Origin of the sequence: Sphingobacterium cellulitidis, assembly GCF_043187465.1 — a bacterium.
GTDB classification, from domain to species: Bacteria; Bacteroidota; Bacteroidia; order Sphingobacteriales; family Sphingobacteriaceae; genus Sphingobacterium; species Sphingobacterium cellulitidis.
Genome location: NZ_CP171136.1, coordinates 3,251,117 through 3,274,569 on the forward strand (window position 1 = coordinate 3,251,117; position 23,453 = coordinate 3,274,569).

General features: G+C 38.4%; 16 protein-coding genes. 11 read left to right on the plus strand and 5 right to left on the minus strand.

All coding sequences use genetic code 11. The features are described 5' to 3' along the window. The first annotated feature begins 17 nt into the window (after positions 1 to 17). Positions 18 to 2,267 carry a glycoside hydrolase family 95-like protein gene (locus ACF3OC_RS14355; protein ID WP_392469545.1) on the plus strand — a complete coding sequence of 750 codons (2,250 nt, stop codon included), beginning with the start codon at positions 18 to 20 and terminating at the stop codon, positions 2,265 to 2,267. Between the two features lie 77 nt (positions 2,268 to 2,344). Here the strand turns inward: ACF3OC_RS14355 and ACF3OC_RS14360 are convergent, their stop codons facing one another. The 3 genes from ACF3OC_RS14360 to ACF3OC_RS14370 form a co-directional block, all read right to left on the minus strand. Then, complete coding sequence (locus ACF3OC_RS14360) at positions 2,345 to 3,874, minus strand: RagB/SusD family nutrient uptake outer membrane protein (RefSeq protein ID WP_094256079.1); 1,530 nt, start codon at positions 3,872 to 3,874, stop codon at positions 2,345 to 2,347. Between the two features lie 17 nt (positions 3,875 to 3,891). Then, positions 3,892 to 6,963, minus strand: a complete 3,072-nt coding sequence (locus ACF3OC_RS14365; RefSeq protein WP_392469547.1) for a SusC/RagA family TonB-linked outer membrane protein — start codon at positions 6,961 to 6,963, stop codon at positions 3,892 to 3,894. Between the two features lie 125 nt (positions 6,964 to 7,088). Beyond that, the gene (locus ACF3OC_RS14370) at positions 7,089 to 9,524 is read right to left on the minus strand and encodes a glycoside hydrolase N-terminal domain-containing protein (protein WP_392469549.1); all 2,436 of its coding nucleotides are present in this window, start codon (positions 9,522 to 9,524) and stop codon (positions 7,089 to 7,091) included. 216 nt (positions 9,525 to 9,740) lie between these two features. Here ACF3OC_RS14370 and ACF3OC_RS14375 point away from each other — a divergent pair, with 216 nt between their 5' ends. Continuing rightward, positions 9,741 to 10,622, plus strand: coding sequence for an AraC family transcriptional regulator (locus ACF3OC_RS14375; RefSeq protein ID WP_392469551.1), 882 nt, complete (start codon positions 9,741 to 9,743; stop codon positions 10,620 to 10,622). A gap of 43 nt (positions 10,623 to 10,665) precedes the next feature. Here the strand turns inward: ACF3OC_RS14375 and ACF3OC_RS14380 are convergent, their stop codons facing one another. Then, on the minus strand, positions 10,666 to 12,324 hold the full coding sequence (locus ACF3OC_RS14380) for a glycoside hydrolase family protein (RefSeq protein WP_392469552.1): 1,659 nt from the start codon (positions 12,322 to 12,324) through the stop codon (positions 10,666 to 10,668). Between the two features lie 31 nt (positions 12,325 to 12,355). Beyond that, positions 12,356 to 13,366, minus strand: a complete 1,011-nt coding sequence (locus tag ACF3OC_RS14385; protein ID WP_392469554.1) for a zinc-binding alcohol dehydrogenase family protein — start codon at positions 13,364 to 13,366, stop codon at positions 12,356 to 12,358. Positions 13,367 to 13,816: 450 nt separating this feature from the next. On the opposite strand from ACF3OC_RS14385, the gene ACF3OC_RS14390 reads away from it, so the two are divergent. The 9 genes from ACF3OC_RS14390 (at position 13,817) to ACF3OC_RS14430 (ending at position 23,452) form a co-directional block, all read left to right on the plus strand. Further along, on the plus strand, positions 13,817 to 14,254 hold the full coding sequence (locus ACF3OC_RS14390) for a MarR family winged helix-turn-helix transcriptional regulator (RefSeq protein WP_392469556.1): 438 nt from the start codon (positions 13,817 to 13,819) through the stop codon (positions 14,252 to 14,254). 2 nt (positions 14,255 to 14,256) lie between these two features. After that, complete coding sequence (locus ACF3OC_RS14395; protein WP_392469558.1) at positions 14,257 to 15,261, plus strand: NAD(P)/FAD-dependent oxidoreductase; 1,005 nt, start codon at positions 14,257 to 14,259, stop codon at positions 15,259 to 15,261. A 1-nt stretch (position 15,262) separates the two neighbouring features. Then, positions 15,263 to 15,592 (plus strand): 2Fe-2S iron-sulfur cluster-binding protein, encoded by a 330-nt coding sequence (locus tag ACF3OC_RS14400; RefSeq protein ID WP_392469560.1) that lies wholly within the window; start codon positions 15,263 to 15,265, stop codon positions 15,590 to 15,592. 187 nt (positions 15,593 to 15,779) lie between these two features. After that, a complete protein-coding gene (locus ACF3OC_RS14405) occupies positions 15,780 to 17,099 on the plus strand; it encodes an NAD(P)/FAD-dependent oxidoreductase (protein ID WP_392469562.1) in 1,320 nt (439 codons plus the stop codon). A 396-nt stretch (positions 17,100 to 17,495) separates the two neighbouring features. Beyond that, entirely contained in the window at positions 17,496 to 19,160 is a 1,665-nt protein-coding gene (locus ACF3OC_RS14410) for a helix-hairpin-helix domain-containing protein (RefSeq protein WP_392469564.1), read from the plus strand. Between the two features lie 20 nt (positions 19,161 to 19,180). After that, entirely contained in the window at positions 19,181 to 20,842 is a 1,662-nt protein-coding gene (locus ACF3OC_RS14415; RefSeq protein WP_392469565.1) for a M1 family metallopeptidase, read from the plus strand. Positions 20,843 to 20,992: 150 nt separating this feature from the next. Further along, a complete protein-coding gene (locus ACF3OC_RS14420; protein ID WP_094256091.1) occupies positions 20,993 to 22,015 on the plus strand; it encodes a rod shape-determining protein in 1,023 nt (340 codons plus the stop codon). An 80-nt stretch (positions 22,016 to 22,095) separates the two neighbouring features. After that, positions 22,096 to 22,932 (plus strand): rod shape-determining protein MreC, encoded by an 837-nt coding sequence (mreC, locus tag ACF3OC_RS14425; protein ID WP_392469567.1) that lies wholly within the window; start codon positions 22,096 to 22,098, stop codon positions 22,930 to 22,932. Positions 22,933 to 22,975: 43 nt separating this feature from the next. Continuing rightward, a complete protein-coding gene (locus tag ACF3OC_RS14430; protein ID WP_392469568.1) occupies positions 22,976 to 23,452 on the plus strand; it encodes a rod shape-determining protein MreD in 477 nt (158 codons plus the stop codon). Position 23,453: the final 1 nt, after the last annotated feature.

Sequence of the window (23,453 nt, forward strand, 5' to 3'; positions counted from 1 at the left end):
ATAAAAAATAACCTGATATGATATCTTCACAAAAATTCTTCCCGCTACTTTTTTTGTTAGACTGGAGTATCTGTGCACATGCTCAACCCTCCCCAACTCATAATCTGAACTTTACTAAACTTGCTGAACGCTGGGATGAGGCTATTCCATTAGGAAATGCTGAAATCGGTGCCTTAATCTGGAAAAAAGATAATACCCTAAGGTACTCTCTGGACTGTGCGGACCTTTGGGATGAGAGAAAAGCCTTGGACATCGAAAAACATGATTTTAAATGGGTCCAAGAACAGGTGTTCAATAATACTTATCAAAATGCACAGCAATGGGGTGATCGGCCATATGACGCTATTCCCTACCCCACTAAGTTACCAGCTGCTGCAATGACTTTTGACCTCGCTAAACTGGGAACCGTCAAAAGCAATGAATTGAATCTGGCGGATGCTACCAATACTATAATTTTTGAAAACGGCATTCGAATTCAAAACTTTATTCACGCAACCAAACCAATTGGTTATTTTGAAATTACTGGAAACAATCAGGAATTACCTTTGCCTAATTTGATCCCACATAGCTATGGTGCTTCCGCGACAGATAATGGGCAACAGTCTGTCGTTGAAGGTCAACGACTTTCCAGATTAGGCTATCAACAGGGAACATTAAAAGAAGGAAATAATTACCAAATTATCCATCAACCAACCTATGATAAGCGATTTTTTGAAGTATTACTTGTGTGGAAGAAGGTTTCTGCAGATCGCATAATTGGCTTATGGACGGTCTCTGATAATCATTCCGCCCAATTGGAATCTAGCTTGGAAAGAATTGAAGATGGTAATTTCAGAAAGGAACATACGGCATGGTGGCAGAACTATTGGGCCCAATCTAGTATTCGCATTCCTGACCCGGTATTGGAAAAACAGTATTTCCTGGAAATGTACAAATTTGGCTCTGCTGCAAGGAAAGGTGCACCGGCAATCACCCTACAGGCCGTATGGACTGCTGATAATGGAGGCTTACCTCCTTGGAAAGGGGATTTCCATAATGATTTAAACACACAACTTAGTTATTGGCCAGGATATACAGGGAACAAGCTCGAAGAAGCTGCTTCCTTTACCGAATGGTTATGGTCAATTAAAGACATCAATAAGGAATTTACCAAACAATATTTCAAAACTGAAGGGCTCAATGTCCCGGGAGTATTGACTCTAAATGGGATTCCTATGGGAGGATGGATTCAATATTCACTTTCCCCTACCGTAAGTGCTTGGACAGCCCAACATTTCTACTGGCAATGGAAATATAGTATGGATCCCGAATTCTTAAAAAATAGGGCTTACCCGTACACCCAGGATGTTGCAACCTATTTGGAACAAATAACGACCAAAAGAAACGGAAAACGCTATCTTCCTATCAGCTCAAGCCCAGAATATAATGACAACCGGATAGACGCCTGGTTTAAAGATTGGACCAATTTTGACCTAGCACTTGTACATTATCTCTTTGAGTCCGCAGCAGATATCAGCAATGCCATGGGTAAAAAAGATGAAGCCCAGAAATGGCTAAAGATAAGAGCTGAATTTCCTGAATTCGCTCAAGATCAAACCGGATTACTAGTTGCTCCAGGATTTCCTATGGAACACTCCCACAGACATATGTCGCCTTACATGGCAATTTATCCAATGGGAACACTCGATATCAACTCAGCTAAAGATAAACCTCTTATTGAAAAATCCTTACATCATTTGGATACCTTAGGAACCAGAGCTTGGGTTGGCTATTCCTTTTCTTGGATGGCAATCCTGCATGCCCGCGGAAAGAATGCGGAATCTGCATTGGACAACCTTCAAAAGTTTGCCAATAACTTCTGCTCTATCAATTCCTTCCATTTAAATGGTGACCAGAAAGGCGGTCAATTTTCGAATTTTACCTACAGACCGTTCACCCTTGAAGGGAATTTTGCCTTTGCTCAAGGAATCCATGAACTGATGATCCAAAGCAAACAAGGCTATGTTGAATTGTTGCCTGCAATCCCAAATACATGGCAGGATTATTCATTTGAAAATTTGCGATCTGAAGGCGGTTATTTATTCAGCTCTAAAATTGTCGATGGAAAAATAAAACAATTGAAAATCAAAGCTAATCACAATGGAACATTGAAACTCAGAGTAGAAAAAAATCTCGTAAACAGTTCGGGAAAAGCATTGAAAAAAGCAAATAATTATTACCATATTCCCTTGAAAAAAGGCGAAGAGATTCTTTTAAAAGAAGGATAGAAATTCATTCTAATTACCTATAAAAAAAGCTGTCAAGTAATTTTGACAGCTTTTTCTTTGATTCTTATATGGGCATACTATTTACCATAATCTGGATTTTGCACTAATTTCCCTTGACTCTTGTCAATCTCCGTTTGTGGCAAAGGCCACTTATAAAACTTAGACTCGAAGGAATAAGGAATGATACCATCATTCACATTATTTAATACATCTTCAGCAATCTTCCATCGTTTTAAATCATAGTATCGCAATCCTTCAAAAGCCAATTCTATTCTACGTTCTTTCCTTAATCGTTCTCTAAATTGTTCTTTAGATAATCCTGTAGGCAAGTTAGGCATGCCTGCCCGCTTTCGAACAAGGTTGATATAAGAATAGGCTTTACTGCTAGCACCGTTGAGTTCATTTTCAATTTCGGCAGCATGCAACAAAACATCGCCATATCGCAACATCACCCAATCTTGCTGGCTTCGCGTTGCATAGCCATAAGGCACCAAATCCGGTGTCAGAAATTTCTTTAATCCAAAACCTGTTGGAGCTCCATTGGATGGTCGATGCGTTTTCCCATCTGGCCAAACAACTGTGCCCTTAAATATAGTTTTCCCTAATCTGGGATCCCTATTTTTGAACGGATCATTCGCATCTGTCAATGGTGAAACCCCATAAGCCAATCCATCTGTATAATCATATGCATCCACTAAATTTTTCAATGGACTTACCACAACCCAATCCCCATACCACATATCCATTTCGGTAGAATTGTTTGGCGCTAAGAAGTTAATGGAAAATAAAATCTCATTACTACTTTTTTGAGTTGCATCCTTAAAAGGACCTTCATAATTTGCGTCCAAACTATACAACCCTTTGCTAATGATCGCATTGGCAACCTGTTCAGCTTCTTTCATTTTTGCTAAATCGGCAGCAGTTTTCGAAGTGAAACTATCATTCATCAAAACTCGTAGTTTCAAGGCCTGAGCAGAAGATCGAACAGCATGTCCCGGTTTCGACAAATAGGATACATCATCAAGTGTCGCAATAGATTCATCCAAATCTTTTATTATCTGCGCATAGATATTTTTACTATCTGTTTTTTCCTGGAATTGAGTTTCCAAATCCAATGGCTCAGTCACCAATGGAACAGATCCATAAAACATATATAATTGGAAATTATAAAAAGCTCGAATAAATTTGGCTTCGGCTTCATAGTTCTTACGGTCCACATCCGAAATATCAGCCATGCTATATTCACTTAAATTCTTCAAAAAGATGTTTACTCTCGCAATTCCTCTGTAAGAAGTTGAATAAATCGTAGAGATATAGCCCCCAGTTGTGGAAGATATATTTCCTTGAGCGATATTGCTGCTATTATCGTAATTGTGCTGCCCATAACCATTATCCGTGATGTTGTCAAAATTTGGAGCACCATATGAATACTGACTAGCTTGCAAGGTTGCATATACAGCTGTCAATGCAGATTCTACATCGCCTTTGGTTTTCCAAAATGAACTTGGGGATAACTTATCGGTGGGGTTCTTATCAAGATAATCCGAACATGAACCCAATGAAAGGGCTAAAGCTGGGATTAATAAATATTTATATCTGAATTTCATAATAATCTATTTTAGGGTTATAAACTAAGTTGAAGACCAAAAGAGTAAATCTTATTTTGAGGATAATTCAAAAAGTTTCCATTACCTGTACGCTCAGGATCCAAACCTGGATAATCCGTCATGGTAAACAAATTGTCTCCTGAAAAATAGGCTCTCACCTTGCTCAATTTTAATTTGTTGGTCAAAGTCTCTGGGAAAGTATATCCTACAACCAAATTCTTAAACCTTAGGAAGCTGGCATCTTTTAAGTAATAAGATGAGTTTCGGGTAATTTTTTCACCTCCATCCCAACCCCAGTATATTCTTGGCATCGTTTGCGACGGATTCTCTTCAGTCCAACGATTTCTCCAGTCTACTGTAGGCACAGCACCCTGTACAAATGGAATAGTCCCCCAATTGTTTACAAATACATCCCGCTTATAAACCCCTTGGAAGAAGGCCGAAATATCTATCCCTTTCCAACTTGCTCCAATATTGAAGGAATACTCAAATTTTGGAAATGGATTCCCTATAATGATTCGGTCATCATTATCAATCTTGTTATCATTATTCTGATCCTTATATTTTATATCACCCGGTAAGGTTTTATCGTTGAACTGTTTTGGTGAATTATCAATCTCGCTTTGAGATTGAAAAATACCATCCATTTCTAGCATGTAGAAGCTATCGTAAGGTAATCCTTCACGTTTCATGGTATAACCTGAGATTTCTTCAGCTCCAAAAGTGACTAACTTATTTTTGAACTTATCAATCATAAAGCCGAAATCATAAGCTAATCCTTCCATCGCTCCAGACTTAACCGTATTTCGATAACCTACATTCAGTTCAATTCCGGTATTCTCCATCACTCCTCTATTGACATAAGGCGCCGATAGACCTACTAAATCAGTCAACTGAGAAAGTCTTAAAATATCGGATGTCGTTTTGCGGTACCAGTCTGCTGTAATTGTCAATCCATTGAAGATGGCTAAGTCTACCCCAATATCCGTGGATTTAGTAGTTTCCCATTTGATATTCTGATTGGCTAAACCTAACTGGGCAACCCCTGGAATTAAGGTGGCATTATCAAATGAATAAGCTCCGGTTAACTCCAAAATACTTTGGTAAGGATAGAGTCCAATATTTTGATTTCCTAATATCCCGTATGAACCCCTGATTTTAAAATCATTTAACCAGGTCCAATTATTCTCACGAATAAATGGTTCATCTGAAACTCTCCATCCTGCAGAGATGGATGGAAAAGCTCCCCATCTATTCTCAGGATTCAAACGGCTGGTCCCATCGTATCGAACATTCAATTCCAATAAATACCGATTCAGATAATCATAGCCTACACGTCCAAATAGGGATTGAATCGCCCATTCCTCAGTATAACCTCCTGCCGTTTGGACTGCTGCACTTCCTGCATTCAATTCTTGAAGGTCATTGTTCAGGTACTGCTCTCTATACCCACTTAAATTTTCAAACTTGGAATTCTCCTGGCTATAACCGAATTGTAATTTTAAATTATGCTTCTCCTGAAAACTGGTTTCATATAATAAATAAGAATACAAATTGGTATAGATCCTTTGCTCTGAACGATTGATCAATCCTTTCCCTCCTGTATCCAGGTTGGTCATAAATTCTCCTGTATGATAATTGTACAATGGAACTACAGGTCTCCAGTCTTTATTACGGTAAAAATCTCCGTTTACAGCAAATTTACTATACCATGAAAGTCCTTTTAATAGCTTTACATTGGTCCATGCTTGCAAATTTCCTGTATAATCCCGCAATCTATTCATTACGCCATTTTCAGCGATGGCGAGTGGATTTTTATTATTGCTTTCAAACACATAGGCCTTATATGCATATCGGCCACTGCCATCAGGAAGATATGGTCCGTAAGTCGGCGCTTGCGCTAAGGTTGATAAAAAGATATCTGTTCCACCTGATCTCGAGCTGTTTTTTACCCCATGTTTGAAGGAAAGATTGGTTCCAAAGGTGATGAAACTATTGATATCTGAAGTAATATTCGACCTGAAATTATAACGCTGAAAATCAAAACCTTTCATCGTTCCAGGCTGATCTACATAACCTAGGGAAACATTATATTTTGTTTTCCCTTCACCCCCATTAAATGTCAAGTAATGATTCTGTACAAAGGCTGGATCAAACATCACATCTATCCAGTCTGTATTAGGATATTGGTTTCTATCGGTTGCATTTCTATAGGCATCAATTATCTCTTGAGGATATAGTCCACTTGGAAGATTTGAGTTTTTCTTGGCCTCATTCCATAGCTCCATGTATTCTACTGAATTGGTGATAAACTCAGGCATTTTTGTCACTTCATGGACATTTAATCCAAGTTGATAATCTACCTTAGTTTTTCCTGAAACTCCTGATTTTGTCGTTACGATAATGACACCATTGGCCGCTCTAGATCCATAAATGGAAGCCGATGCCGCATCTTTTAGAACAGAGATGTTCTCGATATCATTTGGATTTAGGTCCGAAAGTCTGCCTTCCACACCATCAATAAGAACCAATGGATTGGAACCGGCACCACTAAAAGTACCTTGACCACGAACGCGAATGGATAGCCCTTCTTCACCAGGTTGTCCTGAGTTTTGTACGACCCGAACTCCAGGCATCTTCCCCTGCAACATCGATCCGGCATCTGTAACGGGTCTTTTTGTTAATTCATCCCCCCCAACAGTGGCTACTGCTCCTGTTAAATTGACTTTCTTTTGTTGTCCAAAACCAACTACCACCACCTCATCAATTTCTTCATCCTTGCTCAACATTTGAACATTTAAAGGACTCGATGAGGTTACGGTTAGGGTTTGAGGCTCATAGCCAACCCCTGAAAATTGGATTTTGTCATTAATCTTTGCTGTGATGGTAAATTGTCCAGAGCTATTGCTCGAAACAACCACATCGCTACTTAGATTTTTCACCGTGATTCCCGGTATGGAAACAGACTCCTTATTGGTAACTTTTCCGGTTACCTGAAGCTCTTCCTGTGCCAATGCATTTAAAAAGGTCGATAGAATAATGACCAGATTAAGCATGGCAATTTTGCCTAGCTTGATTACTTTCGTCATGTGATTTGAATTAGGTTTATTTAACCCCAAATTACATCAAAAAGTTACTCTGCTTTTCCTCAAAATTACCCTCAATTAATCCAATATTAACCGATATAAGGCCGTATAACTAGCTAAAATACTCGCTATATTTTATTAATTTTCAATAACTTACCAGCTTCCAATCGCACTAACCTTTCTTTGCCCTGATAACTAATTTTCACTTCTTTATTGGACTTCGATTTTAAACCCACTTCCAGCAATTTATGATTATCCCAAACCATGGAAACTTCAATTGCTCCACGAGCAACCAATCCACTTATTTTTCCTTTTTTCCAGGCTGAAGGCAAAGCTGGTAATAAATCGATGCTACCATCATGGCTCTGCAACAACATTTCAGCAACTCCCGCTATGACGCCAAAGTTACCATCGATTTGAAAAGGCGGACAGGCGTCAAACAGATTATAATATGTCCCCCCACCAGCTGAATATTTGGTTCCAGTATCATCTGTCGGTCGCAATTGTTTATTTAATAATTCAAGACTCTTTTCTGCATTTTTTAATCTCGCCCAAAGGGATATCTTCCATGCATAAGTCCAGCCAACACCATCATCCCCACGAGCAAGCAAGGATTTCTCCACAGCCTTCGCCAATTCTGGAGTCTTTTTCAATGTAATTTCCGAAGCTGGGTAAAACGCAAATAAATGTGATAAATGACGATGCGTTGGTTCTGCTTCAGCATAAGGCTCTGCCCACTCCATCAAACGATCATCAGGACCAATCTTGGATAATAATAATTTCTGCTTAGCGGCTTGAATTTCCTTTAGTATTTTGGAGTCTTCTGCTTTCAATAATTTAGAGGCTTGGATAATATTCGAAAACAAATTATCAATTACCTGTTGATCATGGGTTGGACCCATGCTGATTTGTGCCCTAGTGCCATCTGCTGCAATAAAAGTATTTTCAGGTGAAGGCGATGGACCAGAAACAAGCTTCCCCGATTTAGGATCTGTTACCAACCAGTCCAAATAAAATTGAGCAGCACCTAAGAGAACTGGATAGGCTTTTTTCAGATATTCTAAATCCTCCGTAAATAAATAATGTTCCCAAATATGCTGTGCTAACCATCCACTTGCACCGATATGCATTCCCCAACTTGCACTTTCTCCAGGAGCAGTATAACCCCAAACATTGGTTATAGGATGCACCACCCAACCTGACATGCCGTACTGTGTTTTTGCAGTATGGCCACCTGGAATGACCAAAGATTCTATAAATTCTAATAAGGGTTTATGAGATTCCGAAAGATTACTGACCTCCGCTGGCCAATAATTCATCTGAACATTGATGTCCGTGTGATAATCACCATTCCAAGGGGTTTGTATCTTATTAGCCCATATCCCTTGTAAATTCGCCGGCAAACCGCCAGCTCTCGACGATGAAAGCAATAAATACCGTCCAAATTGAAAATACAATGGGATTAATACTTGTTCATTTCCCGTTTTTGCATTCTTGATTAATAGTTCATTCGTCGGAAGATTATTGATGCCCTCCCCTAACGAAAAGTCTACCCGCTTCATGAACCTACTAAAATCAGCAATATGACGCTCTAATAATTGGGAATAGGATTTCTTCGCGATCCCTAAATTAATCTCTTCAAATTCACTGAGGTAATCACGATTTAGATAAGTCGGATATGCTAATTTATGATTAGTTTTTGCTGTAATAATAAGGGTAACCTCATCTGCACCCTCGATGCTGATTTTGTCCCCATTTTCATTTACTTTCCCGCCTTTTACTCGAGGGTGAATAGAACTTTTGTACCGCATCCCTGCCTGTCCATGCCCATCATTTAACTCCCCTTCCATAATCAAAACCTGATTTTCAATGCGAGTATTAAATCGCTCAGGACGATTTAAAGAGTATTCAAAGCTGATCTTTGATTTTTTATCAGCCTTGAAATTGATGATAATAGCTTGATCGGGATGACTGACAAAGATTGTCCGCTTATAGTTAACCGCATTCTGTTGGTATTCTACGGTAGCAATGCCATCCATTAAATTTAATTCCCGTCTATAATTTTTGTAAGCAGATTTCTCTTTAAAATCTATCCAAAGGTCACCCATGGTTTGAAAGCATCCAAAGGGAACATTAGCCCCATTACCACTTCCAGAACCTTTACCATTGGTAATCTGTGTTTTATTGGTAAGATCTGTAGCTTCCTTAAACTTCTTTTCAAATAGTAATTCCCGAATCTGAGATAGATATTTGGAGGATTCCGGATTATCGGAATCTGCATAGCTTCCACTCCATAAGGACATCTCATTCAATTGTATTCTTTCCTGATTTACATCTCCAAATACCATGGCGCCTAGGGTACCATTTCCAAGTGGAAAAGCTTTCAGCCATTCTTCATCACTAACCCAACCATCTGGATTATCCTTCACCGTCGAATTTGCCGGTTCGGAGTACCAAATACGGTTTGGACCATGCTCCTGACTCCAGCCTAATAGATATAATAAACTTGTAAAGGCTAATAATAAACCTCTTTTACGGAAAGGAAATCTTCTGAATCTTAACATAAGGTTATAATTGAGGATAACCCAATTAATTCGGGTTACGGTATACTCAAAAATACCGCTCTTTTACCTTCATCATTAAAATTGAATTAACCAGATTGCATACAATATTAACAATCTAGATACTTTAAGCATTTAAATGCATTTTAACAGTCAATATCTTGTTTTGAGTTCGGCAATTCCTTAATTTCAAAAAACAACACCTATTTAATTCAAAACATGAAGCCCAAATTTGACCGCATATTAAGTCAGCTTGATAATGAAGTGTATAAATTTCGACACTTTAGCGATCAATTGTTTTCCACAAATTTTCACTTTCATAAAGAAATTCAAATTAACTACATCCAAGAAGGTAGTGGTCAACGAGTTATAGGAGACAACATCTCAAACTTCGAAAAGGATGAATTAACATTATTGGGCTCCAATCTTCCACATGTTTGGTATTCAAATCAACCAAGCCAGCCCGATGAAAAGCAAGCAACATCCATTACGCTTTTTATTGATGTGGAGAAATGTCTCCAGATTTTAGAGCAATTTCAGGAAACCCATACGATCAGAAGTTTCTTCAACCAAATGGAACGAGGTGTGATTTTTACCGGCAAAAGTAAAGCCCAATTGACCAAGTTATTATTCGCCATCAATGAGGCCGAAAATCTGGAAAGAACCATTTACTTTTTACAACTCTTGAATCTGCTGATCAAAACAGAGGATTTTCAGTATATCTCCAGCTCTTCCTATAGAAACCGATACTCCTCACAAGAGTTTAAAGGAAATCAAATCGACCATATCATCCGCTTTGTATTGGAGAATTATAACAAGGATATTAAATTGGATGAGGCCGCTGAAATGGCAAATATGACCAAACAAGCATTTTGTAGGTTCTTTAAAGCTAGAACACAAAAAAGTTTCATCCAATTTGTGAATGAAACTCGAATAAGCATAGCCTGTCAGGAAATCATGAAAAATGATAATCTAATCAGCAATGTGGCTTATGATTGTGGTTTTTCAAGCCTTTCTAATTTTAATAAAATTTTCAAATCCATTAAGGGTATTACACCCAGACAGTTTAAGGAACGATTGATAGGTAAAAATGAAGCTTAGTACATCTTATTCAATCCCCAAGCTTCATTTCCACAATATGCTCTTAATCGTTTAGCTTAAAAGACCATTCATTGATTTTACTACCGGGCTCATCAATAACCAGGAGGAAGTCATTGCTGGATTCGTGATCAATGAGCTTTATTTCAACTTTCAGCTTAGCATAGGGTTGAATCGAATCAAACTTTGAATCTCCAAGCAATTTTCTTTTCCCATCTTTCACTTGAAAAAGTTGAACCGTAGCAGCTTTACTTGCACGCGTTCCAAAGTTTTCCAAGATAACTTGAGCATGAGATTGCGAATTTTTCGTTTCAATGATTGGTTTCCGAGCACTCAAAATCCCTTTCTCATACTGAGCCCATGGCACACGTGTGTAACCAAAAACTAAACCGCCTTTTTTGTTCTTTCCTAAAAGCTTTGGTGCAAATTCATCCTGTTTTAATTGATGATCTTTGCTGTCAAAAACCAATATGAGCCCATCCTTTGTTTTCTCAGTCCGCAAAATTTTGCTCCCTGCTCCATAGTTGACCGCATCATTCGCACCAAATCTTAAGCTGGCAAGGTCCAAATCCTTAGCCGCATTGAATCCTTTTTCTGATTTGACCAAAATTCGAATCTCCTCATTGTCTTGCGGTAACCCAGCATTCAAATACTCCAAAAGAAGTGGTTTTCTCAATGGAATAACAATGTTTTTGGAGCTGTATTTATCATTGGGTTTATCATCCCATTTTATGGTATCAATGACAGCAAAATTGGCAGAAATAGCACGACCTAAATCATCCTGAAAAATTTTTAACCGTTCATATTTGAACCAATCTTCCAAGGTTCCATCCTTGTGTTTTGCGATCCCAATTGTATAAGCCTGTCCGGGATCAGTTACCCAATTGATACCATCCGGACTCCTTAAATAAAAGGCTATCCTTCCTAACCAATCGTTCACGATTAAATGATATTGAATCTGATCTTTCCATACTACTGGATCCTCAAATTTCCCTTCTACTGACGGATATACCCGTTGATTTGAAACTTGTTGATAAGGACTACTGCCAGTCTCACTAAACCAAACCCCTCCGCCTCTACAAACCATTAATTGGGAGCCATCTTCGCGTTTTGCAAAAGTCAGGTTAGTCAAACCCTCAATAATTGGTCTATCTCGCTTGTCAAAACTTAACTTTTCATAAACCCAAGGACCATTAAAACTTTTGGATCGGTAGGAACCATCAATCACATACAAGATATAGGAACCATCCTTGGCTTGAAAAATTTCAGGATTATGTCCTTTCCCAATGGTATCAACGATTTTGTAAGGCCCATTGATATCTTTACTTACAGTATGGTAAACAATGGATTCTGGCCATGCCATATGACCTTTGCTGGATGATTCCGGCCAACCACAAACAAATAGATGATACTTCCCATCTGCAAATTTGATATTGCCACCCCAATAGGAATTCGTTTTATCTTCTATCCCATTGTCCACATATCTATTCTTCACCGCATCCGCTCCCCAATTACCTACTTTTTGCTTTTTACTACCATGCATGGGTAAGAACAAATCTCGGAATCGTCCGCCTTCAACTAACTTGTCCCATTCTTTGGGTATTTCACGTTCCGTGACTTGACTGAAGCCATTAAATTGCAATAGCAAAAGAAACATTCCGGTTAGAAGTAATGCTTTTTTTGTACTTGTTATTTTAGATTTCATAATGAAAGGTATTTAGATATAAAAATATCGATTAGAATTCTACCAGTGCTTTTAAAACTTTATTTTCCGGATTCAACAAATTCGGGAACTCTTGTGCCAATTGACTAAAAGGAATCCGGTGGGTAATAATATCTTGAAAGTTCAGTTTACCTGATTTCATAAAGGCGATGACATCCTCAAAGTCTTTCCGATTGGCATTTCTGCTACTCATTAGGGTTGCTTCCCTTTTATGGAACTCAGGATGATTAAAACTGATATTCCCTTTCTGCAAACCAATCAAAACAAATCTGCCAGCATGAGCCAAGTATGAAAAACTGGAGTTGATAGCATCTAAATTTCCGGTAGCATCAAACAGCACATTCGCCATTCTTCCTTGACTAAACTCACTTATTTTTTCTTCTACATCCCCAGAGCGAACATTCCAGATATCCACATCGGGCAACATCTTCCGGCAGAGTTCTAAGCGGTCCTCATTAATATCGATGACAAGAACATTGGCATTTGATAAAAAAGCAAAGGTAGCTGCTGCGATACCAATAGGTCCAGCACCTACTATTACTGCCGTTTCTTCAGGTACCAGTCCAGAGCGTCGCACCGCATGAAGTGCAATAGAATAAGGCTCTACCAAGGCCAATTCTTCCTTTTTTAAACCGTTCGCATCAACCAGATACTGATTCGGAACTTGAATAATATCCTTCATTCCTCCATCGACATGAACACCAAATACCGATAACTCCTGACAGCAATTTTCTTTTCCCGATTGACAGGCAAAACAATGACCACAATTAAAATATGGTAAGAAAGTAACAAGCTGACCGGACTTAAAATCAGGATGTTCCGTAGCTATTATTTCTGCTGCGATTTCATGCCCCAGAACCCGTGGATATTGAAAGAAAGGTTGACTACCATCATAAGCATGCAAATCCGTCCCACATATACCAATGGCTTGCACTTTTAATAGACTATATCCAGGTCTAACTACAGGACAATCTTCCTCAATGTACTCAAACTCAGAGGGCTCTTTACAGACTAATACTTGCATAGGTTTAAATTTTAGATAAAATTACGCCCGAAGGAGACAATTTTATTATCCGATGTTATCTAATAATAATTGAATATTAACCTTTCATTTAAATAACTGATTTCCTTTCAGTTCCAAATTTTACTATTCACTCCCCAACCAACAGTTTCCATATTCATTCCTTTCAAGTCCTAATCAAATTTTGCTATCCGCCGCAGTTTCTCCGGGCCTCCTAGGGAGTTCCTCCGAAAAAATTCGAACAAGATGCGGCAAAACTCCGAAGAAGGTCCGAAGAAGGTCCGGTAAAACAGCGAATTTATCCTGTATTTCTTTAGAATTAATATGCTTCTGAACCATGATTTAGAACAACAAGGAAAAGTCAGATAAAATGCATCTGCTTGTAATATTTTTCGATGAATTCTTTTAATAACCAAAGAATTCATAAATTTACTTGTCATACTAATAGTTGTTATGCTAAAGGAAAAATTCAATCAATACTCATTCATACTAGACCGAACGGCGAGAAGGGTGAAACAATTTGCTCAATCTTCATTCACAAATCATGGAATTGATTTGACGGTTGATCAATGGTCTGTGCTCAAGACCTTATATGAACATCAGGATTTAACCCATAAAGATCTGGCGGATCAATGTGGGAAGGATCAGCCAACCATGACTAGGATAGTTGATTTGCTGATAAAGAAGGGCTATGCCCAGCGGGTAGAGCATCCTTCCGATCGTCGTTGCTTACATATCCAATTGTCGGCCAGTGGAAAACAACAGGTGGAACAGTTAGCTCCCATGGTGAAGGAATTTCGAATGAAGGCTTGGGAGAATCTGTCTGATGAAGATTTTCAAGACTTTACAAGAATATTAAATACGATTTATAAAAATTTAGAAACCAAATAGATATGATCACAACAGATATATGCATAATCGGTGCAGGTCCCGTAGGATTATTTGCGGTATTTGAAGCAGGTTTATTAAAGATGCGTTGCCATCTTATCGATGTTCTGCCACAGGTTGGAGGACAATTATCAGAAATATATCCACATAAACCGATCTATGATATTCCGGGTTACCCTAGCATCAATGCGCAAGATTTGATCAACAATCAAATGAAACAAATAGAACCTTTTCAGCCTACTTTTAGCTTAGGTGAACGTGTTGATGGGCTTCAAAAACAGGAGGATGGTTCCTATATAGTAATGGGTTCAGAAGGGACGAAGATTCATTGCCAAGTTGTTGTCATTGCAGGTGGCTTAGGTTGCTTTGAACCTAGAAAACCTGAATTGGCGAACCTAGCCAATTTTGAAGGTAAAAATGTTCACTATATGGTTCGCAATCCCGAGCAATTCAGAGATCAACGGATCGTTATTGCGGGCGGTGGAGACTCTGCCTTGGATTGGACGATCTTTTTGAGTGATATTGCGAGCGAGCTGACTTTGGTCCATCGCAGTGATAGCTTCAGAGGAGCACCAGACTCTGCGGAGAAGGTTTACAACCTGGCAAAAGCTGGTAAAATCAACCTTTTACTATCCCATAACTTGCAGAGTCTCAACGGGAATGGTCATTTAGAATCTGTACTTATGACAAACAAAAGTAAAGAGGAAATTGTTGTACAGACAGATCATTTCATTCCGCTCTATGGATTGAGTCCGAAACTAGGACCCATTGCAGATTGGGGATTGAACATTGATAAAAATGCCATTGTGGTGGATACATTTGATTATTCAACCAATGTGGAACGCATTTATGCCATCGGTGATATCAACACCTATCCGGGAAAATTAAAGCTAATCCTTTGTGGATATCACGAAGCGGCCTTAATGGTCCAAAGTGCTTTTAAATATGTTTATCCGGAGCAAAAACTAAGTTTTAAATACACAACTGTAAACGGCATCAATGCATTCTAACATGGATAATATCATTACAATAAATGTAGAGGACCGGGATGGAACAATGCAGGAAGTCATGGTTCCCACGGATGTCAACTTGAGTTTGATGGAAATCCTGAAGGCCTCGGAGTATGAAATACTGGCGACATGTGGAGGTATGGCTTTATGTGCGACCTGTCATGTAGAGGTACTTTCGGGAATGGAAAATTTAGCGCAGGCGGAAGATCAGGAGCTGGATATGCTGGATACCCTCCCCGATGCGGATGATAATAGCAGGTTAGCCTGCCAACTGAGATTGACAGAAATGAATAACGGATTGACCGTAAAAATTAAAGGAAGTTTACAATAGGCTAAATTATAGTGTACTAAATACACTTAGTATGCAATATTTAACTTGTTGAAAACAAGAAGAATAGCATGAGTTTAAACATCAATTTCATGTTTTATCTCAAATTAATGTAATTAATTGATAAAATATGCAAGAAAATGTCAGATATTTGTGCCTTATTTTAAAATTCTTATAACAAGGAAGTATTATGTTACTAAATCGTTCTGAAAGAAACTTTCCCCGAGTTATCATTATTGGAGCTGGGTTCGGAGGGGTTGAATTGGCTCGCCAGCTGAAAAACAAAGAGGTGGAAGTTCTATTGATAGACCGTAACAACTACCACACTTTTCAACCATTGATGTATCAGGTTGCCACAGGAACCTTAGCATCCGATTCTATTTCGTTTCCATTGCGGAAAATGTTCAAAAATCAGAAGAATTTCCGTTTTCGTCTTGCCGAAGTATTAAGCATTGATAGCAAGAACAAAATGGTTCACACTTCGGTAGCAGATTATGATTACGATTATTTAGTTATTGCAACAGGAGCTACTTCCAACTTTTTTGGCAACAAACGAGTTGAGAAATACTCTTTACCAATGAAAAACATCATTGAGGCATTAAATATCCGTAGTTATTTATTACAGAATCTAGAGGAGGCTGTATTAAGAAAGAATGCATCGGATAGGGAGCGTTATTTAAACTTTGTGGTTGTAGGTGGTGGACCTACAGGAGTTGAATTATCTGGAGCGATTGCAGAGTATCAACAACATATGTTGAAAAAGGATTATCCTGAATTATCAACATACGAGATGAAGGTATTTTTAGTTGAAGGAACCGGAAAGATCCTAGGTGCACTTTCTGAAAAATCTTCACGTGATGCTGAGCGATATTTACATGAATTGGGTGTAAAAACCATCTTGGATACCGTTGTAACGGATTACGATGGAAATACAGTAACTCTATCCTCAGGAGAAAAGATCCCGACAAAAACGGTGATTTGGGGTGCTGGAGTAATGGGTCAGATGCCAGAAGGTATTAACCCAGAAATCATTCAACGCGGTAACCGTATCAAAACCAATGAGCAATGTGTGGTTGAAGGTGAGGAAGATGTTTATGCAATTGGAGACGTTTCGGCCATGATTACCGATGAAAACCCTAGAGGTTTACCAGGTGTTGCCCCTGTTGCGCAGCAACAAGGAAAATATGTTGCAAAACATATTATGAACAAACTGAACAAACAAGAAACAGAAAACTTCAAATATTTTGACAAAGGATCGATGGCTACCGTTGGTAGAAATAGAGCCGTTGTGGATATGGGAAGCTTACACCTGAAAGGCTTTATCGCTTGGATGACTTGGATGTTTGTCCACTTGGTTTCAATTTTTGGATTTAGAAACAGATTAGTAACCTTTGTAAACTGGTCGATTAAGTTCTTGACTAAAAACTCAGGTATCCGTTTGATTATTCAAAAATACAACAGACCGGAATCTGAACCTATTGTCAAGGAAGAAGAAGTAAAACAAGCTTAAAAACAAAAATATCTTAAAAAGCCCTTTCCAACCGAAAGGGCTTTTTATTTTGCCCCTACCTAGTAAACTAGGTTTTGTTAGAAATACCTTGGCTTAAAAGTCTTCTGAACGGGGGACATTGCATCTTAAGTTAAAAAATGTTAACACTGGGCACTCCATATACGAAAGTGAAATGCATGGCGTTTTAATATCAAAGAAAAGCAAAAGAGTAATTAGAGTATATAATTTCATAATTTAGGTTAATAATTGGTTTGGTAAAAATCCTGAGCTTCCCCAGCTCAGGATTTTTTTATGATTTCAACTCTTCCCTTCAGAATTGACTTTACTCGGCAGTCTTTTGGTCAATGTCTCGATTCAATTTCCTATTTTTGATATCCCACAAGAAAGAAGGAAATTATGACAAATAAAGACATAGCTAAAGTATTTAAATTGTGTTCACAGTTGATGGAGTTGTATAATGAGAATCCTTTTAGGACCAAAGCTATGGCCTCTGCCTCATTTCGTATTGACAAACTGCCCTTTTCGGCAAGTCAATCAGATCTAGAAACCCTTAGTGAGCAGCCAAATATTGGCAAAAGCACAGCAGAAAAAATCATGCAAGTGGTGAATAGCGGAACTTTTCCTGAATTGGAAAAATTAGTCGCCAAGACTCCTGAAGGCATTTTGGAGATGCTGAAGATCAAAGGGTTGGGTCCTAAAAAAATCCAAGTAATCTGGAATGATCTAGAAATAGAATCAGTAGGTGAATTATACTATGCTTGTAATGAGAACAGGTTGATCGAAGCAAAGGGATTTGGATTAAAAACGCAGGAAGATATCAAAAAAGCCATCGAATTTTCCATTGCCAATCAAGGTTGGTTTTTATTTGCCAAAGTTATGCCTTCTGCCCTTTCGGTTCTCCAGCATTTTGAAAAGGAGTTACCATTAGCGGCCATCAGTTTCACAGGAGATTATAGACGGAAGTCAGAAGTCCTTCAGCATGTTGAGCTATTGATTGCTGCAGAATCCACAGCTGTTCAGCAAGCGGTAAAAGCCTTGGATAACGAATTTGACGTTAATAAAGAAAACCATAGAATCACCTTCAAAGATGAGAATGGAATTCCATTTGAGGTGATTATCACGGATGAAAAATCTTTTGCCCAGCAATTATTGATCAGTACAGGTTCTTCAGAACATATCCAACAATTAGAGGTCATTGGCGAAATCCAAGAGCTGGGATCCGAGCAAGAGATCTATGCTTCCCTAGGCTTGGAATATATTGAACCCGAACTACGTGAGAGTGGCAAGGTCATTGAACTCGCCAAAGAAAATAAACTTCCCAAGTTAATCCGCTATGAGGATCTGAAGGGTTCATTGCATAATCACTCGACCTATAGTGATGGTGTGCATTCATTGAAGGATATGGCCTTATATTGTAAGGAAGAATTAGGATTAGAATACCTTGGGATTTGCGATCACTCCAAAACTGCGGTTTATGCCAATGGATTATCTGTAGAAAGATTAGAACAACAGTGGCTGGAAATAGATGAATTGAACAAGAAACTAGCCCCTTTCAAAATCTTCAAAGGGATAGAATCAGACATTCTTTCGGATGGATCCCTGGATTATCCCGATGAAATCCTTACCAAGTTTGACTTTGTGGTTGCCTCCATCCATAGCAATTTAAAAATGGATCAGGACAAGGCCACAGAAAGAATTATCAAGGCTATTGAGAATCCTTATACTACAATCTTGGGACATCCAACCGGACGTTTATTATTATCAAGGGCCGGCTATCCATTGGATTTCAAAAAAGTCATCGATGCCTGTGCTGCCAATAAGGTCGTCATAGAAATCAATGCCAATCCATTGCGCTTGGATCTTGATTGGAGATGGCACCAATATGCCTTAGAAAAAGGCGTATTATTATCCATCAATCCAGATGCTCACCGGAAGGAAGGTTTTCTGGACATGGAATATGGTGTTTACGTAGGTAGAAAAGGTGGTTTAAGCAAAGATGAATGTTTAAATGCCTTTGATCTCAGCCAGATTGAAAATTATTTTAATCAAAAAAAGAACTAACCCACATTATATAACCTATTATGTTAAAAGTAAAATCAATTTTTCTTGGTCTGTTATTATGTTCGGCAAGTCAGTTGACACATGCCCAATTGATGAAGGCAAAAGAAATCTATAATAAGGCGGATTCATTACGAGGAGAATTAACACCGCTCCGAACCTGTTATGATGTGCAATATTATCATTTGGACGTTAAGGTAGATATTGATCAGAAGTTTATATCGGGAAGTAATTTATTCAAATTCCAAGCTGTAGAACGCTTTAACAAGCTACAATTTGATTTATTTGACAACCTTTCCGTTGATAAAGTAGAATACAAGGGCAAGAGTTTACCTTTTAGTAGGGAATATAATGCGGTCTTTGTAGAATTCCCAGATTTTATTGAAAAAGGGAAAATAGACTCCTTCAAGGTGTTCTATTCAGGGCATCCCATCCAGGCGACACGTGCACCTTGGGATGGCGGTTTTGACTGGAAAAAAGACAGCAATGGTAAACCTTGGGTTGCTACAGCATGTCAAGGATTGGGAGCAAGTGTATGGTGGCCTAATAAAGACCATCAATCCGATGAGGCAAACAGCATGTTGATTTCGGTAGCAGTTCCCAAAGGAGTAATGAATGTTTCAAATGGTAGATTGGTTAAAACTGAAAGCCTGAAAGATGGCTATACTAAATACCATTGGCGCGTTGAAAATCCCATCAACAATTATAATGTTGCCTTGAATATTGGAGATTACACCCATTTCAAAGAAACATACCCTGGTGAAAAAGGACCTTTAAGCGTAGATTATTATGTATTAAAAGAGAATGCTTCCAAAATTGACCATTTAAAGAAAAATGCAAACGAGACTTTAAAGGCATTTGAACATTGGTTTGGACCTTATCCTTTTTATGAGGACGGCTATAAGCTAGTTGAGACAGCACATTTAGGAATGGAGCATCAAAGTGCGGTAGCCTATGGAAACAAATATCAGAACGGTTATTTAGGAAATGATGGGTCGAGAACAGGTTGGGGAATGAAGTGGGATTTTATTGTGGTTCACGAATCTGGGCATGAGTGGTTTGGAAACAACATCACGGCGAAAGACCTTGGAGATATGTGGATTCATGAAAGTTTCACGAATTATTCAGAAGCATTATTTATTGACTTTTTCTATGGTAAGGAAGCTAGTCAGGCCTATGTAAATGGCAACCGTCGTGGCATTCAAAATGACCTTCCAATCCAAGGCCCTTACAATGTCAATAAAGAAGGCTCAGGAGACATGTACAATAAGGGTGGTGTGTTACATAACATGATCCGCACGATGATAGATAATGATGAAACCTGGTTGAAGTTACTTAGAGGGATAAATAAAGAGTTTTATCATAAAACAGTAGACTACAACGACATATTAAATTATATGAGCAAGGAATCTGGCATTAACTTAGCTAAGACATTTGAGCAATATGTACAAAGGACGAGTATTCCTACATTGGAGGTGATTCAAAATTCGCCAGGAGTATTTATGGTTCGTTGGATATCGGAGGTTAAGGGCTTTGATATGCCGGTTCATATATTTGACAAAGATGGAAAAAGGATGTTAATCAAACCGACGGAAAATTTCAAGATCATGAGGTTGGAAGGGTTGACCAAAGAAAATTTCAAAGTTGACACATATAACTATTATATTGGCACTTCAATACAATAAAATAGGTGCAAATACGTTGTCAATTACGAATTTGAAATTTTCCATATTTTCATTAGGAAAAGATGTTTTTTTATAAATAATGCTTTCATAAAAAACCATTTTTTTTCATTAGGTTTGCAATTAAATTACAAATAATACTTTCACATTTAAATGGGTCTTTTTAATTGGTTTACGCAAGAAGTTGCAATAGACTTGGGAACAGCTAACACCCTCATCATTCACAATGATAAAGTAGTAGTAGATGAGCCCTCAATAGTAGCATTTGACCGTACGACGAACAAGGTAATTGCCATTGGTCGTCAAGCGATGCAGATGGAGGGTAAAACTCACGACAATATAAAAACGGTTAGGCCACTTCGTGATGGTGTAATAGCAGACTTTACGGCTGCGGAGCACTTGATTCGAGGAATGGTAAAACTTATCACTAAAGGAAAGAGTTGGTTTTTTCCATCCTTACGTATGGTTGTTTGTATTCCTTCGGGGATTACAGAGGTTGAGAAGCGTGCTGTTCGCGATTCGGCAGAAATTGCTGGTGCGAAAGAGGTTTACTTAATCCATGAGCCTATGGCTGCAGCCGTGGGGATTGGGATTGACGTTGAGGAGCCTGTAGGAAACATGATTATCGATATTGGTGGAGGTACTACGGAGATTGCCGTAATCGCTTTATCAGGGATAGTTTGTGACCAGAGCATTCGTGTTGCAGGAGATAACTTCGATTCAGATATTGTTCAATATATACGTCGTCAGCACAACATTATGATTGGTGACCGCACAGCGGAGAAAATCAAAATCGAGGTTGGTGCTGCATTACCGGAATTAACAGATCCACCTGAGGATTTTGCTGTTCAAGGTCGTGACTTGATGACTGGTATTCCAAAGCAAATTACTGTATCCTATACAGAAATTGCACACTGTTTAGATAAATCCATTTCAAAAATTGAAGAGGCGATTTTGAAGGCATTGGAGATTACTCCACCGGAATTATCTGCGGATATTTACCAAACAGGTATTTATTTAACAGGTGGTGGTGCTTTACTTCGTGGCTTAGACAAACGTATTCAAGCTAAGACGAAACTTCCTGTTCACGTTGCAGAAGATCCTCTACGTGCAGTAGTTAGAGGAACTGGAATTGCGCTTAAGAACATCGGTCGTTTCAAGTTCTTAATGCAGTAACAAATAATTAAAAAAATATTTATTACGCGATATAGCATTCTTAATATGTTATATCGCGTAACTATTAACAGAGAACAATAATGAAGAACCTTTGGCTTTTCTTGGTTAGATACAATGCCTTTTTTTGGTTTATTCTTTTTTTTGTTGCTTCTCTCCTACTTGTTGTCCAAAACAACAGATACCAACGTTCGGCCTTTATCAACTCTTCGAATGTGGTAGTTGGTTCATTCTATGACAAACTAAATTCCTGGAAAAGTTATTTGGCGCTTGAAGAAACAAACAAGAACCTAGCTTTAGAAAATTCAGAGCTTCGCAAGCAATTACAACATTATTTATTGACAGATACGCTTGATTCCGTTCAAATCAATGATTCCATTGAAATGGATCGATATCAATTTACCATGGCGGAAGTGGTCAACAATAGTATTCACCAAAAGAGTAACTTCATAACAATCAACAAGGGTTCCATCGCAGGAATTCAAAAGGGATTAGGAGTTATTACCTCTAATGGGGTCGTTGGTATTGTCTTGAATGTTTCTCCTCATTTCAGTACGATTCAATCTTTATTACATCCGGATACCAGAGTATCCGTGACCTTGGACACCGCCAATGTGTTTGGGTCCTTGGTATGGGGTAATACTTCAAATCCGCAGTTTGCGATTGTGAAGGATATTCCAAACCATATTAAGGTAAAAAAAGGTCAGAAGGTGTACACGTCGGGATTTTCCTTATTTCCGAAAGGCATCGAGATTGGTTCTGTTGAAGAAACTGGAATTAGTTCCGGGGGTTCATTTTTGGACATCAAAATTAAGTTAAGAACAAATTTCAGTAATCTTAACCACGTGTATGTGGTTAAGGATTTATTGGAGAATGAAAAAAATCAACTAGAATCAGTAACGGAGGATAACGATGGGTAGACTGGTTATTTTTAATATAATTCGATTTATTGTATTGATTGCAATGCAAGTGGTATTATTCAAGAATATTGGGTATTACAACTTAGCAACGCCATTTCCATATATCCTGATCATCTTTCTATTGCCGATCGGGACACCCAATTTCGTATTATACGTCCTAGCATTTTTGACAGGATTGACGGTAGATGCATTTTATGACTCCATTGGGGTTCATGCCGCTGCTTGTGTAGCCTTGGCCTGGTATAGGATTTTCTTTCATCGCATTACTTTAGATGTGGATGTTCAGAATTCCTTTGAGACACCATCCTTGGGAAATATGGGTGCGAAATGGTTTCTATCTTATATTTCGATAGGAACATTGATTCACCACATCGTTCTGCTACACGTTGAATATTTTAGTTTCTCAAACTACTTAAGCACTTTACTCAGCATATTATTAAGCAGTATTTTTACTATCTTGTTAATCATATTGATTAGTATACTGATTTATAAAAGAAAATCTCGCTTATTAAGTAATTAAT

Excerpts from the sequence above, each read along its gene's own strand:
- ACF3OC_RS14375 (WP_392469551.1), top strand. The coding sequence starts at position 9,741 with ATGAAGCCCAAATTTGACCGCATATTAAGTCAGCTTGATAATGAAGTG.
- ACF3OC_RS14360 (WP_094256079.1), bottom strand. The coding sequence starts at position 3,874 with ATGAAATTCAGATATAAATATTTATTAATCCCAGCTTTAGCCCTTTCA.
- ACF3OC_RS14380 (WP_392469552.1), bottom strand. The coding sequence starts at position 12,324 with ATGAAATCTAAAATAACAAGTACAAAAAAAGCATTACTTCTAACCGGA.
- ACF3OC_RS14430 (WP_392469568.1), top strand. The coding sequence starts at position 22,976 with ATGCAAGTGGTATTATTCAAGAATATTGGGTATTACAACTTAGCAACG.
- mreC (WP_392469567.1), top strand. The coding sequence starts at position 22,096 with ATGAAGAACCTTTGGCTTTTCTTGGTTAGATACAATGCCTTTTTTTGG.
- ACF3OC_RS14395 (WP_392469558.1), top strand. The coding sequence starts at position 14,257 with ATGATCACAACAGATATATGCATAATCGGTGCAGGTCCCGTAGGATTA.
- ACF3OC_RS14400 (WP_392469560.1), top strand. The coding sequence starts at position 15,263 with ATGGATAATATCATTACAATAAATGTAGAGGACCGGGATGGAACAATG.
- ACF3OC_RS14370 (WP_392469549.1), bottom strand. The coding sequence starts at position 9,524 with ATGTTAAGATTCAGAAGATTTCCTTTCCGTAAAAGAGGTTTATTATTA.
- ACF3OC_RS14390 (WP_392469556.1), top strand. The coding sequence starts at position 13,817 with ATGCTAAAGGAAAAATTCAATCAATACTCATTCATACTAGACCGAACG.
- ACF3OC_RS14410 (WP_392469564.1), top strand. The coding sequence starts at position 17,496 with ATGACAAATAAAGACATAGCTAAAGTATTTAAATTGTGTTCACAGTTG.
- ACF3OC_RS14385 (WP_392469554.1), bottom strand. The coding sequence starts at position 13,366 with ATGCAAGTATTAGTCTGTAAAGAGCCCTCTGAGTTTGAGTACATTGAG.
- ACF3OC_RS14365 (WP_392469547.1), bottom strand. The coding sequence starts at position 6,963 with ATGACGAAAGTAATCAAGCTAGGCAAAATTGCCATGCTTAATCTGGTC.
- ACF3OC_RS14355 (WP_392469545.1), top strand. The coding sequence starts at position 18 with ATGATATCTTCACAAAAATTCTTCCCGCTACTTTTTTTGTTAGACTGG.
- ACF3OC_RS14415 (WP_392469565.1), top strand. The coding sequence starts at position 19,181 with ATGTTAAAAGTAAAATCAATTTTTCTTGGTCTGTTATTATGTTCGGCA.
- ACF3OC_RS14420 (WP_094256091.1), top strand. The coding sequence starts at position 20,993 with ATGGGTCTTTTTAATTGGTTTACGCAAGAAGTTGCAATAGACTTGGGA.
- ACF3OC_RS14405 (WP_392469562.1), top strand. The coding sequence starts at position 15,780 with ATGTTACTAAATCGTTCTGAAAGAAACTTTCCCCGAGTTATCATTATT.